The 14,003-nt window shown below is 68.5% G+C and carries 14 protein-coding genes; all 14 read right to left on the bottom strand.

Annotated elements, in window-relative coordinates:
- Positions 1 to 53: 53 nt before the first annotated feature.
- From ACIRDU_RS19405 to ACIRDU_RS19340, 14 genes are read right to left on the bottom strand one after another with little or no spacing between them, the layout of a single operon-like run.
- A complete protein-coding gene (locus ACIRDU_RS19405; protein ID WP_403581032.1) occupies positions 54 to 1,832 on the bottom strand; it encodes a carbamoyltransferase in 1,779 nt (592 codons plus the stop codon).
- 15 nt (positions 1,833 to 1,847) lie between these two features.
- Complete coding sequence (locus ACIRDU_RS19400; RefSeq protein WP_403581029.1) at positions 1,848 to 2,243, bottom strand: pentapeptide repeat-containing protein; 396 nt, start codon at positions 2,241 to 2,243, stop codon at positions 1,848 to 1,850.
- Positions 2,244 to 2,258: 15 nt separating this feature from the next.
- The gene (locus ACIRDU_RS19395) at positions 2,259 to 3,296 is read right to left on the bottom strand and encodes a DUF4872 domain-containing protein (protein ID WP_403581026.1); all 1,038 of its coding nucleotides are present in this window, start codon (positions 3,294 to 3,296) and stop codon (positions 2,259 to 2,261) included.
- A 4-nt stretch (positions 3,297 to 3,300) separates the two neighbouring features.
- Complete coding sequence (locus ACIRDU_RS19390) at positions 3,301 to 4,053, bottom strand: DNA alkylation repair protein (protein ID WP_403581023.1); 753 nt, start codon at positions 4,051 to 4,053, stop codon at positions 3,301 to 3,303.
- Entirely contained in the window at positions 4,050 to 5,549 is a 1,500-nt protein-coding gene (locus tag ACIRDU_RS19385) for a B12-binding domain-containing radical SAM protein (RefSeq protein WP_403581020.1), read from the bottom strand. The genes ACIRDU_RS19390 and ACIRDU_RS19385 overlap by 4 nt, the downstream gene beginning before the upstream one ends.
- 15 nt (positions 5,550 to 5,564) lie before the next feature.
- Positions 5,565 to 6,398 carry a carbon-nitrogen hydrolase family protein gene (locus ACIRDU_RS19380; RefSeq protein WP_403581017.1) on the bottom strand — a complete coding sequence of 278 codons (834 nt, stop codon included), beginning with the start codon at positions 6,396 to 6,398 and terminating at the stop codon, positions 5,565 to 5,567.
- Positions 6,398 to 7,102 (bottom strand): class I SAM-dependent methyltransferase, encoded by a 705-nt coding sequence (locus tag ACIRDU_RS19375; RefSeq protein WP_403581014.1) that lies wholly within the window; start codon positions 7,100 to 7,102, stop codon positions 6,398 to 6,400. Before ACIRDU_RS19375 ends, ACIRDU_RS19380 begins: the two co-directional genes overlap by 1 nt.
- Positions 7,092 to 8,471 (bottom strand): coproporphyrinogen-III oxidase family protein, encoded by a 1,380-nt coding sequence (locus tag ACIRDU_RS19370; protein ID WP_403581011.1) that lies wholly within the window; start codon positions 8,469 to 8,471, stop codon positions 7,092 to 7,094. Before ACIRDU_RS19370 ends, ACIRDU_RS19375 begins: the two co-directional genes overlap by 11 nt.
- Positions 8,468 to 9,442, bottom strand: a complete 975-nt coding sequence (locus tag ACIRDU_RS19365) for an ABC transporter ATP-binding protein (RefSeq protein WP_403581008.1) — start codon at positions 9,440 to 9,442, stop codon at positions 8,468 to 8,470. The genes ACIRDU_RS19370 and ACIRDU_RS19365 overlap by 4 nt, the downstream gene beginning before the upstream one ends.
- Positions 9,435 to 10,196, bottom strand: a complete 762-nt coding sequence (locus tag ACIRDU_RS19360; RefSeq protein WP_403581005.1) for an ABC transporter permease — start codon at positions 10,194 to 10,196, stop codon at positions 9,435 to 9,437. Before ACIRDU_RS19360 ends, ACIRDU_RS19365 begins: the two co-directional genes overlap by 8 nt.
- Before the next feature lie 14 nt (positions 10,197 to 10,210).
- Positions 10,211 to 11,062 (bottom strand): carbon-nitrogen hydrolase family protein, encoded by an 852-nt coding sequence (locus tag ACIRDU_RS19355; protein ID WP_403581002.1) that lies wholly within the window; start codon positions 11,060 to 11,062, stop codon positions 10,211 to 10,213.
- Positions 11,059 to 12,240: a tyrosine decarboxylase MfnA gene (gene mfnA, locus ACIRDU_RS19350; protein ID WP_403581000.1), complete on the bottom strand. Its 1,182-nt coding sequence runs from the start codon at positions 12,238 to 12,240 to the stop codon at positions 11,059 to 11,061. The genes ACIRDU_RS19355 and mfnA overlap by 4 nt, the downstream gene beginning before the upstream one ends.
- A 1-nt stretch (position 12,241) precedes the next feature.
- On the bottom strand, positions 12,242 to 13,030 hold the full coding sequence (locus tag ACIRDU_RS19345; protein WP_403580996.1) for a carbon-nitrogen hydrolase family protein: 789 nt from the start codon (positions 13,028 to 13,030) through the stop codon (positions 12,242 to 12,244).
- Positions 13,027 to 13,965, bottom strand: a complete 939-nt coding sequence (locus ACIRDU_RS19340) for a carbon-nitrogen hydrolase family protein (RefSeq protein ID WP_403580994.1) — start codon at positions 13,963 to 13,965, stop codon at positions 13,027 to 13,029. Before ACIRDU_RS19340 ends, ACIRDU_RS19345 begins: the two co-directional genes overlap by 4 nt.
- Positions 13,966 to 14,003: the final 38 nt, after the last annotated feature.

Genomic DNA, 14,003 nt, shown 5'->3' with positions numbered 1-14,003 from the left:
CAACCTCTCAAGTGCGATTGCGGGCTCCCCAGATCAGGGAGGCGATCACTCGCTCAGATTCGCGAAACCAGGAAGTTGCCGAGGAACAGATGATCCATCTCCGTCTTGAGGAAGCAGGACAGGGCATCCGCGGGCGAGCAGACGATGGGTTCGCCGGCGACGTTGAACGACGTGTTGATCAGACAGGGAATCCCGGTCAGCTCGTTGAACTCACGCAGCAGCCGGGCGAGCAGGGGATTGCTCTGGTCGGTGACCGTCTGGATCCGCGAGGTGCCGTCGACGTGGCAGGCGCCCTGGATCTTGTCCTGGTACTCGGGCCGCACCGGAACCACGAACGTCATGTAGGGCGAGGACTTCTTCTTTCCGAGCTCGAAGACCTCGGGCGCGAGGTGCTCCAGGACCACGGGGGCGAAGGGCCGGAACTGCTCGCGGTGCTTGATGCGTTCGTTGATGATGTCCTTGATGTCGGGGAACTTCGGGTTGGCCAGGATGCTGCGGTTGCCCAGGGCGCGCGGCCCGTACTCCATACGCCCCTGGAACCACCCGATGACGCATCGCTCCCGCATCAGGGTCGCGGCCTGCCGCGGCACGTCCGCCGGGTCCAGTTCGCGCCAGACGAGCCGGTCGGCGTACGGCTCGAGGGCCGCTTGGATCTCGTGGCCGTCATAGCTCGGGCCCAGGTACGGAGATGTGCTGATCCTCGGCGGTGTGCCGGCCTGCCCGCCGGCGAACAGAGCCGCTCCGATGGCCACGCCGACGTCACTGGCACCGAAGCTGACATCCATCTCGGTGAAGCGCGAACGCTCCAGCAGCTTGCTGTTGTTGACGCAGTTCAGGGCGAGTCCGCCCTCGAAAATGACGCGGGGGAGGTCGCTGCGGGCCTCCAGCGTCCGGATCTGGCCGGCGGTCACCGTTTCGAGCATGTGCTGTGCCGCACTGGCCACGCGTACGCGGTAGTCGAACTCTTCCCGGCATTGCTCGTCTCCGCCGAAGATGCGGTCGAAGAGTTCGTAGTAGGCGGGCACGGCGTTCGCCGGATAGGGAATCTTGTAGGTGCCGTCGACGCACACCTCGACCACGTGCTCGAGGAACGGGTTCGGCTCGGGCGGCGCGCCGTAGCCGGCCAGCCCCATCACCTTGTACTCGTCGTTGTTCGGGACGAATCCGAGGTAGCGCGTCACCACGGAGAAGAGCATCGCCAGTGAGTGCCGCGAGTCGATGGTCATGTCGTCGAAGATCTTCACCTCGCCGTCGCGCACTTCACCCATGATCGACGACAGCCATTCGGCGCGACCGTCACTGACCAGGAATGCCGCGTCTCCGCCGCCCGACAGGTGATAGCCCGTCATCAGATGCGCGATGTGGTGCGGGACCCGGACCAGCTTCTCCGGGTCCAGCCTGTGGCCCGTGTGTTCGAGGAAGTCGGCTCCGGCGGCGGCCTCGCTGAACATCGCCGCGTGCGTCTCCGCCAGGCGCTGCAGACGCGCGAACTTCTGCTCGACGGACGCCGCCGGGTCCTCGGTGATCTCCGCGATCATCTTGTTCACCACGTCCTGGGAGAACTGCCAGGAGAAGGCGAAGGTGTCGACGTCGTCGAAGGATATTCCGGCCGATTCCAGGCACCAGCGCATCGCGTTGACGGGGAAGCTCGACGTCTTCTTCTCCCGGTTGAGCCGTTCTTCCTCGACGGCGGCGACCAGTTCGCCGTCGATGACGAGGGCGGCGGACGAGTCGTGCCCGTACAGCAGGTGACGGTCGATGCCGGTGGCGCGAAAGAGGCGTCCGAAGATTTCCGCAGATTTGCCGAACCCGTTGTAGCCCAGAACGATCATGAGGAGCTCCTTTCGCTATGGCCAGATCGTGAGGTAGTCCGAGATCACGGCAGACCGCCGGAAGCCCGGGTCGAGGACCGCGCCGGTCAGGTCGGCGCCGCTGAGGTCCGCGCCGTCCAGGTTCGCGCCGACGAGGCGGCAACCGTTCAGCTCGGCCAATATGAGGTACGCCTCGCACAGATCGGCGCCTTCGAGATTCGCGCCCCTCAGATCCGCGGAGATCAGGTACGACTCGGTCAGCACGGCGTCGGTGAAGTCCGCGTCGGCGAGTTCGGCGCCCTGGAGGTCGGCGCCGTGCAGTACCGCCTTGCGCAGGTCGGGCCGGAAGGGGCCCTGCGCCCGGCACCGGCGGGCGTGCTCGTTCCAGCGTCGGGGACCCTGGAGCAGTACGGTCTCGTCCTCGGTGGGCATGTCTCGACCTCGCGTCTACAGAGGGGTGAGCGCGGTCAGCGCCCGCTTCTCGACGTCCATCGCGGACCGCGCCGTGTCCGCCACGGCGTCCACGAGCGCTTTGAGATCGCCGCGCGCGGTGACGGTCCCCGCTGCCAGCAGTGCGGATCCCAGGTTCGACCACAGCCGGCCGCTGTCGAGGAACTGCCCGGCCGCCTCGGCATAGCGTGCCTCGCCGGTGCTGTCGGCGACCCTCTCGAGGTAGCGGCCGATCATCGGGCGGAACAGCCCGCCGCCGGTGCCGAAGGACTCGATCTGCCGTCCCAGGTGCAGCAGTTGCCGCGCCAGGGCGTCGGTCCGCACCACGTGGCCGGCCAGGTCCACGTCCTCGACCTCACCGTGCTTGGACTGCGGCCAGGACGGCGCCGTCGTGGCCAGCAGCTTCATTCCGGGGATGCCCAGATTCCGGCTGCCCGGCTTGAGGACCTCGCGGCACAGGGTGCGCACGGCCACCGGACCGACGCGATCCAGCTGCGGAGTTCGCCGCGGCGCGCCGAAGACGTACACCTTCCAGTCCGGGTTCAGCGGCGGCGAGTTGCGGCTGGACCGGGCCGCCTGCAGCTCGGCCGCAGTCACGCAGACGGGTTCGTCGAATGCCGGATCCGACACCTCGAACGCGTCGGCCCCGAGGGGGCGCACGACGTTGACGAAGTACCCGCCGAAGGAGGAGCGCCCCTTCAGACCCCAGTACGGAAGCAGGCCGAGGTCCACGCGGGTCATCACGGCCGGCGCCGACTCGAGCAGCTTGGCCAGGCCCGCCCCGGACTTCGGCGTGTGGAGGACGACCTCGACGCCCATCAGCCGTGACGCCCGAAGGGGCATGACCGCCTGCTTGCCGACGACGATGTCCGGCGCGTTGCCGTTCGCCGGGAAGAACGAGAAGCCGAAACCCCCGTCCAGCCCGAACACGATCTCCTCGTCCACTTCGTATCCGCCGGCCGCGAGGACGGCGCATTGGCAGGCCGATTCACAGTGGATGCCGCGCCGGTGGACGTAGCGGCCGGTCGCGTTCATGACGTCACCCCTGTCCCAGTTCCATCAAGGACCGCCGCAGCCGCGGGTCCATCTTCTCCACCGCGTACCGGAACGTGTCGCGGGGCATCTCCTTGTGCCAGGTGCGCAGGAAGGCGGCCACCTCGTCGGGATGGACCTCGGCGGTGACCTTGAGCAGCCAGCCCGAGCCCTTCTGCACGTAGACGTCGCCGTCGTGCATCAGCCGGACGCAGTTGTCGAAGACGTGCGACGTCGGCAGCTCGAAGACCGTCCGGCCCACCTTGCGCCGCACGAACTTCACGACGGCCACGTTCGCCGCGCGCCTGGCCCACGGAGAGGCCGAGGCGACCCAGTCCCGGGTGCGCGGGATCAGCTCCAGGTGCCCGAGGAAGAACGGGTACAGCAGCTTCAGGCACATGTCGTCGCACTGAGCCCAGTTGGACACGTACGTCTCCAGCCAGTGCTCGCAGCGGTCGAGCAGTTCGCCGCCGAGCCCGGTCCTGGCGACCTTGTGCAGGACCGCGAAGCCCAGCAGCACCTCCTCGTGGTACTCGGCGCGCGCCAGCACTTCCTCCGCCAGGAGCAGCCGCGTCGCCGCGGGCGTGTCGCACCGCTCACGGAAGTAGCCGGTTGCGATCTCGACGACCGCGGCGTTGCTGACCCCCAGGGCCCGGATCTCGTGCGGGAAGTACCGCTGCATGCGCACCGCGAAGTCCGGGTCGGCCCTGGCCGCGAGCGTCTTCGCCAGGTCGTCGGCTGCGGTCGGAACATTGATCACGGGGTGCCGATCGTGAGTTTCAGCGGCTGGGTCGGCAGCGGCTTCGGTGCGCGTTCCAGCCGGGGCTTGCCTTGCATGACGTACTCGTACTCCTGTTGCATGTCGGCCACGGCCTGGACGGTGTCCCTCGAACGGTCCGTCAGGTTCTGCCCGCCCAGGCCCCACCACAGGTACCAGTTCTTGTGGCTCAGGTAGGCGTCGCGGACGAAGTCGAGCGTGTCCCGGTCGGCGAGGATCGCCGGCTCCACGTAGAAGGCGGGGACGAACGTGCCCTGGCCCTCGCGCAGGATCCCGGCCTTGACGGCCTGGCGCTGCAGTTTGGTGCCGCTGAGGATCCGGATGCCGAGGTTGGCGTAGATCTGGGCCGGATTCAGGAACCGCTCGGTGAAGCGGATCGACTCCCTCAGTGCCTGCGGGGTCTCCCCCGGCCCGCCGAGGAAGATGCAGTGGGTGTGCTCGATCGGGCTGGCCGTGAACAGGCGGTCGATCTCCAGGACCCGGGCCATGTCGAAGCCCTTCATCAGATCCGCCAGGGCCTCGTCGGTGAGCGCGTCGGTGCCGAGATCCACCCGGATGCAGCCGGCCGCATGCAGCAGCTTGACGAACTCCGGGGTGACCGCGTTCGGCGTCAACTGGCAGTACCAGGGCACGTCGAGTTTGGCGCGGATCATCTCCTCGCACACCTCGGCCGCGTACTCCATCGGGTAGTTGAAGGTCGCGTCGACGATCTCGAACTCCCGCACGGCCGGGTTCTCCGCCATGGCCCGCTGGATCTCGCCCACGACCTCGGCCGGGTCCTTGAACCGGTCGCCCTTGCCCTCGGTCTTGCGGATGATGCAGTAGGAGCAGAACAGCTTGCAGCCCCGCTTGGTCTGCAGGGTCTCGATGGCCGGCTGGTGATCGCGGGTGAGGTCGGAGGCCGCCGAGACGCCCTCCTCGAAGTACCGGGGGTCGTAGACGGACCGGTCGGGCTCCAGCGCGCCCAGGTCGAACGCCGAACTCGACTGGTTCTGGCAGAACCTCCCGTTCTCGTCGAGGTAGCAGAGTCCGGAGATCGACTCCAGTCGCCCTCCGGACTCCAGGTAGTCCAGCAACTGGACGATGCCGGCCTCGCCCTCACCCGCGATGCCGTAGTCCGGCTGGGCGTACTCGAAGAACGACAACGGCTCGACCGAGAAGCCCGATCCCCCGAGGACGACCTTGGCGCTGGTGTACTTGCGTACGCACTGGACGATCTTCTCGGTCATCGGGCCGAAGAAGACCGGGTCGATGAACGTCAGGTTGTCCAGGTTGCGCACGGCGATGCCGACCACGTCGTACGTCTCGGCGGTCAGCTTCTCCCGGACCGCCTTGAGCTCCCGGGACTCCCAGAGCAGGTCCAGGACGTCGACGTGGTGCCCGGCGTGCTTGAGCGCGGCGCTGATGTAGGCCATGCCGATGGGCAGCGCCGGCCGCGGTACCCGGATCTTGTTGGTGGAGATGAGCAGTACGCGCATGGGCCTTCACTCTCGTCAGGACTGCCAGTACGTCGCCGGCTGCAGATCGCCGCTCAGGGTGGCCTTGGTGCGGTAGCGGCGCATGCGGTCCAGGTCGACCTCGACGACGCCGACGCCGGGCTCCTTGCCGAGGTCCACCATCCGTTCGTCGCCGTCGACGAAGTCGAATCGTTCGGCCTCGAGGAACAGCGGGTCCGCCAGGATCTGACTGCGCCCCATGTAGCCGAATCCGGCGTACAGGTTGGTGCCGATGCCGGAGGCGAACGCGACGATGCATTCGGCGTCCACCGCCCTGACCGGCAGGCGCATGTTCGCCACGTACGCGAACATCTCCGGCACCAGCGCGGAGCAGACGATGATGTCGACTCCGCGGCGGCAGTACTCCCGCGCGACTTCCGGGAAGTTGATGTCGTAGCCCTGCATCAGGCCGATGCGCCCGAACTCGACGTCGAAGACGGGGTACTCGGATCCGCCGGCGAGGTAGCGGGCCTCCAGTTCGTGGCAGTGCACGCGCCGGTAGTGGCCGAGCATCGTTCCCTCGGGGCCGCACAGCACCGATGTGCTGTAGTACTTGCCGTCGCCGCCGCGCTCCAGCAGCCCGGCGACGATGTGGACGCCGGCCTGCTTCGCCTGCTCGCACAGGAACTCGGTCTCCGGCCCCGGGACGGGCACCGACACGTCCGCGACCTCGAGGATGTTGCCGGACGTGGAGAACGCCTCGGGCAGGCAGATCAGGTCGGCTCCCTGCTCGACGGCCTCACCGATGTAGTGCTCGGCGCGGCGCAGGTTCTGGGCCGGTTTGCCGAGCTTGGACTCCATCTGGACGACGGCGATCTTCGTCCCGGGCATCACGTGCTCACCGGTTCGAGGGGACGCGAGGAGATCACCAGGCCGAGATCCTCCTCGACCACCTGCCAGTCCGCGAGGCCGGCCTCCCTGAGCAGCTCGGCCGCCTCGTCCCGGGTGTAGGCGGCCTGCAGCGAGCGCATGAACTCGTCGCCGCCCTCCTTCACGAACTGCAGGATGAAGGTGATGTGCCCTTCCTCGGCGTGCCGGTTCATGTCCTCGATGATCACGACGCCGTCGGGCTTGCAGATGCGGGCGCATTCCTTCAGCGTCTCGACCGGCCGGCGCCAGCGGTGCAGCGAGGAGAACGAGAAGACGATGTCGGCGGAGTCGTCCGGGAAGGGCAGCCGGTTCAGCTTGGCCATCTCGAACTCCACGTCACCGGCGCTGTTCGCCCACACGGCCAGCGTCAGGTTGTCCTCGGCGACGTCCACGAGGTTCTGGTTCTCCTCCACCCCGGACACGGCCAGGTCCGGCAGCTTCCCGGCCACGTGCAGGGACAGCAGCCCGGTGTTGAAGCCGACCTCGACCAGGTCGGTCATCCCGTCGCGGACGTGGGCCAGGATGCGGTCGCTGGGCCGCTTGTACGCCATCAGCGCGGAGCGGCGCATGCCGAGGTCGTAGAAGCGCACCTTGTCGATGTCGTCGTGCGGTGACGCCTGCGGCACGCGCTCGCTCAGGTTCAGCAGTCGGGTCTCAGTGGTCACAGCCGGCCTCCTCGTCCTTGGGCCGCGTGGTGAGTTGCAGGGGGATCGGCCGACTCGAGATGAAGTTGGAGATGTCCGCTCCCAGGTGCTGCGGATAGCGCCGGTACTCCGGCGAGTAGAACGCCTTGGAGATGTTGTCCAGGTAGTACCAGCCCTTCGGGCCGGTCACCTCGATGCCGTTCTCGTCGGCGGTGATGAGTTCCTTCTCGATGAGGTCGTCGATCTCGGCGCGGAACATCTCCATGAAGTCGACGCCGTGGATCCGGCGGAAACGCTCCCGGTTGACCCGCCCGGCCTTGACGCCGAGGACCATCGAGCGTCGGATCGCCTCCGACTTGGTGATGTGCTTGCCCATGGAGATCGGCAGCCGGCCCTCCATCACCGTCTGGATGTAGCGGCCGACGTCGGGCTCGTTGAAGTACCAGTGGTCGCGCAGGTGCCCGGTGGCGGTGGGGCCGAGGGGGATGATGGGGATGTCCTCGCTCCACGACGTCTCGCCGTACTTCGGCTGGTAGCCGGGCTTGGCGAAGCAGTCGCCGTAGTAGCCCAGGAAGCCGTTCTTGGACAGCTTCTCCGCGGCGAACAGGAACATGTCGTCGACCACGGCCTTCTCCGGGACCGGCGGCAGTTTCCTGCGCTTGGTGGAGATCTGCGCGAACTCCATGTAGGTGTAGAACGAGATGCAGGTGACCCCGAGTTCGATGGCGACGTCGAGGCTGTGCTCCCAGCTCTCCATCGTCTGACCGTTGATGCCGTGCATCAGGTCGATGTTGATGTTCTCGAATCCGCACCGGCGCAGCAGCCGGATGCTCTCCTTGAGCATCTCCGGGTCGTTCGGCCGGCCGATGTTCTTGAGTTCCTCCGGAACGAAGGTCTGCACACCGAGGCTGATGCGCCGAATTCCGCGGTCCAGCAGGACGGTGGCCTTGCGCTCGGTGATGTCGACCGGGGTGGTCTCGATGGAGAAGTCCGCGCCCTCCTCGACGTTCAGGCTGCTGAACATGTGGCCCAGCAGGTCGTCGAGCTGGGGGGCGGTCAGCGCGGTCGGGGTGCCGCCGCCGATGTAGCCGAGGGTGATGACGTGGTCCTGGATGTAGGGCCGCTCGGCGTAGTTGGTGATCTCCGTCTTCAGCGCTTCCAGGTAGGTGCGGGTCAGGTCCCGGTCGGTCTGGTGCTTGATGTACGGGCAACTGAAGCAGAGCCGGTTGCAGAACGGGATGTGGACGTACACACCCATCGGCTTGCGGGCGAACACCTCGTCCTCGTTCACCGGCACGTGCTTCGTCGGGTACTGCCTCACCCACTCGCTGTCGCGCTCCGGGTACTCCTTCCAGAACGGCATGCTCGTGGTCGTGGTGGTGATGCTCATGCGATGTCCTCCGGTTCGACTTGGTCGACGATGGAACGGACGACGTCCGCCAGAGTGGGCTGGAAGTAGGACGCGGAGCGCAGTGCGAGGCCGGCGGCGTGGGCCCGGGCGACCACCTCGGCCAGGGTGCCTTGATGGTCACCGTCGGCGAGGTCGAGCCGCACCCCCTGGTCGGCGGTGCGCACGGAACGGATGAGGCCGCCGGCCTGCGCCTGCTGCCCGGCCCAGTCGTGCAGCCGCGCGAGGTGCGCGTCGGTGAAGGCCTCCAGGATCAGGCTGGAGCGCTCGCCCCACCGGGTGACGGCGTCGAGCGAGGCGTCCTTGATCTGCCGTCCCTGGTGGAGCACCACGACGGAGTCGGCCAGCGCGAGCAGTTCGTCGCGGTGATGGCTGGCGAACAACACGCCGACGCCGTCCTTCTTCAGGCTCCCCAGCAGCTCCAGCAGCGTTTCGCGTGCCGTGGGGTCCAGGCCTGTGGTCGGCTCGTCGAGGATCAGCAGGTCGGGCCGGTGGGCGACGGCGCAGATGACGTGCAGTTTGCGCTGGCTGCCGCCGGAGAGGCTGCGCACGTACTGGTGGCGGTACTGGTCCAGTTCGGCCAGGGCGATCAGCTCCTCGTACCGGCTGGGGTCGGCCCGCCGGAGCTTGAGCTGGTGCTTGACGTACGTCTCCACGCTGACGCCGTCCGGGAGGTCCTTGGCCTGCTGGACGTAGCCGATGTGGCGGCCGACCTGGCCCCAGCGGCGGGGCGGGGTGCCGCAGACGCGCACCTCGCCGCCGGACGGGCGCAGCATGCCGGCGACGAGCCGGATGAGCGTGGTCTTGCCGGCGCCGTTGGTGCCGATGATGGCCACGCCCTCGCCGGCGTGCACGGCGAAGGTGAGGGAGCGCAGGGCGAAGTCGGGGCTCACCCGGTGGTCGAGCCGGGAGACCGACAGGACCGGCGCTGCGGTGCTCGTGGTGTCAGCCATGGCCGATCCTCCTGCGGAAGGCCCATGCGGCGATACCGAGGGCCAGGAACGAGTAGGCCACCGCCAGCACCGACGCCCCGGTGGCCGAGACGTCCGGCGAGGTGGCGGCGCGGAAGATGTCGACGTGCACCGAGAGGGGGAGCTTGTCGAAGACGTCACCCAGCGCCCCGAGGTTGTCGAGGGGGAAGAAGATCCCGGCGAAGTACATGAGCGGGATGACGATGATGTTCACGACCGCCGGGAAGGAGATCTCGTTGGTGTACGTGGCGATGAGGATCCCGAGACCGGCGAAGGCCGTGCACGCGGTGAAGAAGCCCAGCACGAACAGCGGCACCGACTCGATCCGGGCGTCGAAGACCCCGACGCCGAGCAGGAGCACCAGCACGAACTGGAACAGGCACTTGAGCACGACGCCGACGATCCGGGCGAGCAGGAACCCCGAGTACGACAGGGGCGAGAGGATGAGGTCCTCGATGGTGCGGCGGTTGCGGTCGATGATGACCGTGTAGCCGACGGTGTAGGTGCAGCTGAACATGATGCCGGCGCCGATGATGCCGGGGAAGACGAAGCCGAAGTAGTTGGCGGCCGTCGGCGCGGGACTCACCATCTGGTCGGTCGCCGCCCCGAAGGCCAGCACCATCGACACCGACGTCAGCAGCGTCGACACCGCGAACAGACGGTTGTCGAAGAACTGCCGCATGTCCATGACGACAAGGCCGAGCACGTCGCCGAGCCACCCGGACTCCGGCTGCATACGCGTTGCCCTCATCAGGCGCGCCCCCCGTGGATCGTGGTCCAGGTCGAGCGCAGGTCGTCGTGGAACGGCAGCGCGGAGCGGGCCTTGCGCCGCTGCCGCCAGTGCACGTCCGCGTCGATCACCGCTTCCTGGCCGCCCGGGGCGGCCTCGGCGAGGATGTCCGCGTCCGGGTCCTGGCGGGCGTCCTGCACCAGACCGTCGACGATCATGCTGCGGCCGACGTAGGTCATGTTCGCGAAGCGGTTCTCGCCCACTCCGCTGGCGAACACCAGCGCGCACTCGTTGTCGGCGGCCCGCGCGCGGCACAGGGAGCGCAGCGGGTGCGAGAACGGCCCGAAGAGGTTCGCCACGCAGACGATGAGGTCGGCGTCCTGGGCGAGGTACTGCCGGCTCGCCTCCGGGAACCGCAGGTCGTAACTCACTTGCAGGCCGATCCGCCCGACGGGCGTGTCGATCACCTCGCCCGGCGAGCCGGTGGAGATGTACTCGGACTCGCCCGCCCACACGCAGGCGCGGTGGTACCAGCCGAGCGGGTCGCCGCCGGGGCCGATGAGCACGGCGGCGTCGAAGACGTCCCGCCCGGCCGACAGCAGCACGCCCGCGGCGATGTGCATCCCGAGGGTGCGGGCCTGCTCCGCGAGGAATGCGACGACCGGCCCGTCCTCGGCGGTGGCGTCGGTGCGCAGCGTGGGGAAGTTCAGGCCGGTGGCGAAGGTGGCCGGCAGGCACGCCAGGTCGGCCTCGCGTTCCCGCGCGGTGGACAGCAGCTTCGCGGCTCGCGCCAGGTTCTCGTCCCGCTGCCCGGGCTCGATCCGCATCTGCAGGGCGGCGAGCCGGGTCCGGGCGCCACGGAAGAGGCTCATCGCAGCGTCACCTCGGCAGCGACGTCCTGACAGGCCTGCTCCAATTCCGGGAGGAACTCGTCCAGCATCTTCGGTGTCACATGCCGGGTGACGACCAGCCGCAGGGTTTCGCCGAAGCGCTTCGAGGTGGAGACGATCCAGCCCCTCGACTCCAGCAGCTGTGAGATGCGGACCGCGTGCGGCATCTTGACCACCACGATGTTCAGCTGCGGTTCGGCGAACAGCTCGTGCCCGGCCGCGCGCAACCCGTCCACCAGGTACTTCGTCACCTCGAAATTGGTCCGGGTGAGGTCGCGGAAGCCGTCACGGCCGAGGTGCTCCAGTACCGCGTAGGTCGACACCGCGGCGGCGCCGGGGCGGGTGCCGAGCAGGGTGTTGTGCACCGGCGTGTCGATGAAGAACGAGTCGACCGCGAAGCGTCCGGCGTCCTGTGCGCCACGGAACAGGATCGCCCCGGCCGGGACATTGGCCAGTCCGTACTTGTGCGGGTCGATGGTGATCGAGTCGACGCCCTCGACCGTGAAGTCGAACTGCGGCAGATCGTGGCCGAGTTCACGGGCGAACGGGATGATGAAACCGCCGGTGGCCGCGTCCACGTGCAGGTGCACGCCCCGTCCCGCCACCACCGGTCCGATCTCGTCGACCGCGTCGACCACCCCGAACTCGCTGCTGCCCGCGGTCGCGACGACCGCGACGGTGTGCTCGCCGATACGCCGGGCCACCTCGTCGGCCGGCAACCGCAAGGAGTCGTCGACCGGCACCACGACCGGGGTCAGCCCCAGCAGGCCGAAGACCTTGGTGAAGGAGAAGTGCACGGTGCTGCTGACGACGACCTCGGGCCGGTCGGTCAGCCGCCCCCGGGCGCGCGCCGACTCGCGGGCCACCAGCATCGCGATCAGGTTCGCCTCGGTCCCTCCGGACACGAGACTCCCCGACCCGCCGGGGTTGCCCAGCAGATCGAGCAGCAGCTCGACGACCTTGCGCTCGATCCGCTTGGTGCCGCGGAAGATGCGCACGTCACCGAGGTTGGTGTGCGCCGCGGCGGACGCCATCTCCACGCCCAGCGGATGGGGTTCGGTGCAGATGGAATTGAGCACCCGGTTCCACGGCACGTCGTCTGCCATCTCCGTCGCGATCCGCCGTCGGACGTCGGAGGCGGGAGCACCGGCGTTGCGCATCTCAACTCACCTGCGCCGTCAGGTCCGTGTACAGCTCCGTCCGGCGCGCCCACAGCCCGAACCAGAGGGTCTGCTGGAAGCGCAGGTCGGGTTCGCGCAGATGCCGGATCCTCTCGACGTCCCAGGGCGCCTCGATGACGCCCTCGTCGGTGCCCGCCTCGGCGACGAACCCCTCGGGCACCGCCACGGCGCTGCCCCCGCCGCAGCGTTCGCTCAGCGAACCGGCGAAGGCGACCGCCACGGTGTTGAGGGTCGCGATGCCCCACACCGCGGCGCGCTGCGATGCCTGCTGCCTGCCGTCGAGGGACCCGGCGACCAGCAGCAGCTCCGCACCGGCCAGGCATGCGATGCGCGGCGGTTCGACCAGCCAGAAGTCGGGGCCGAGGAGCACCCCGACGTGGCCGAACGGCGTCTCGACGACCGGGAAGTCGTCGCCGGTACCGGTCGTCCCGTCGGCGAGGACGGGCCGTTCCACCCGGGCGCACTCCGATCCGCTCGGATCCAGCAACCTGGACACCTGCACCAGGGTGCCGCCGGGCCCCTCCTCCGCCCACGAGCCGGTGAGCACGTAGGTGCCTCGGGTCCGTGCCAGTGCCGTCAGTCGGTCCAGGCACCGCTCTCGCAGGGGCAGGGGCAGCGCCTGGACGTCGCCGCCGGTGGTGAACGCGTTCTCCGGCAGGACGACGAACGACGCCTCGTCGGTCACCCGGCTGTCCAGATCGTCGAGTACGGCGGAGGCCGTCGCCTCCGGTGTCGCCCGGCGGGCGTGCTGCGCTACGAAGACGGTCACGAGCGAGTCCCCTCACGTGTGCTGGTCGCGGCGACGGGCCGGCCCCGGTCCGGGCCGCCGCCCCCGGTCAGGCTCGCGCGCAGTTCGGCCGCGAGATCCCGGTCCGCTCCGACGTACGGAGTCAGCAGCGCCTGGTAGGCGTCGGGCCTGCGCAGTTGCTGCCAGCGGCGGCCGTCGCCGTCCGCGGGCTCTTCGATGTCGACGACGAGGGTCTCCGGCTCGTCGCTGCCGGCCTGCGCGATCACGCCTTCCGGGCTTGCGACCAGGCTGGTGCCGGCGAAGTGGATCTCCACGAGCCGGTCCCCGCGCTTGCCGCGGACGACGCCGACCGAACTGGCGTAGACGATGTTGACGTCGTTCAGGTACGCCGCCGTGCGCAAGGCGTTCACCATCAGCGGCTGGTTCTGCCCCAGCGTCCCGCCCGGTACGAAGACCGTTCGCGCGCCGGCCAGCGCCAGCAGCCGGACGACCTCGGGGATCCAGAAGTCCGAGCACACGGCGATGCCGATCTGCCCGAACTCCGTCGACAGCACGCCGAGCGAGTCCGTCTGGCGGCACACCACCATCTCGTTGCCGAAGGCGTGTGCCTTGACGGCGCGCCCGGTGATGACGCCCTGGCGGCCGATCAGCAGGGACGTGTTCCGGTACATGCCGTCCTGCATGTCCTCGACCAGCGACCCCAGCAGGATGTGCGTGTTGAGCTTGCGGGCCAGGGACTGGAAGCCGTCGACGATCGGCCCTGGGATCGGCGTGTCGGTTCGCCCTTTCAGGCCGTCCTGTCCTGGCATGTACCACGGCGGGCCGAGCAGGAACTCGGGAAAGCACACCAGGTCGATGTCGCCGGCACCGCAGACGTCCTCGATCGCCTGGTAGGCGTTGCGCAGGCCGTCTTCGTGATCGTCGACCCACTGGGTCTGTACTACCGCTACCCTCATGCGTCTTGTCTCCTCGAGATGCCACCGGTGGATCGGCC

It is taken from the genome of Streptomyces sp. NPDC093598 (assembly GCF_044764825.1).
Lineage (GTDB): Bacteria > Actinomycetota > Actinomycetes > Streptomycetales > Streptomycetaceae > Streptomyces.
This window is presented reverse-complemented; position numbering and strand designations above follow the sequence as displayed.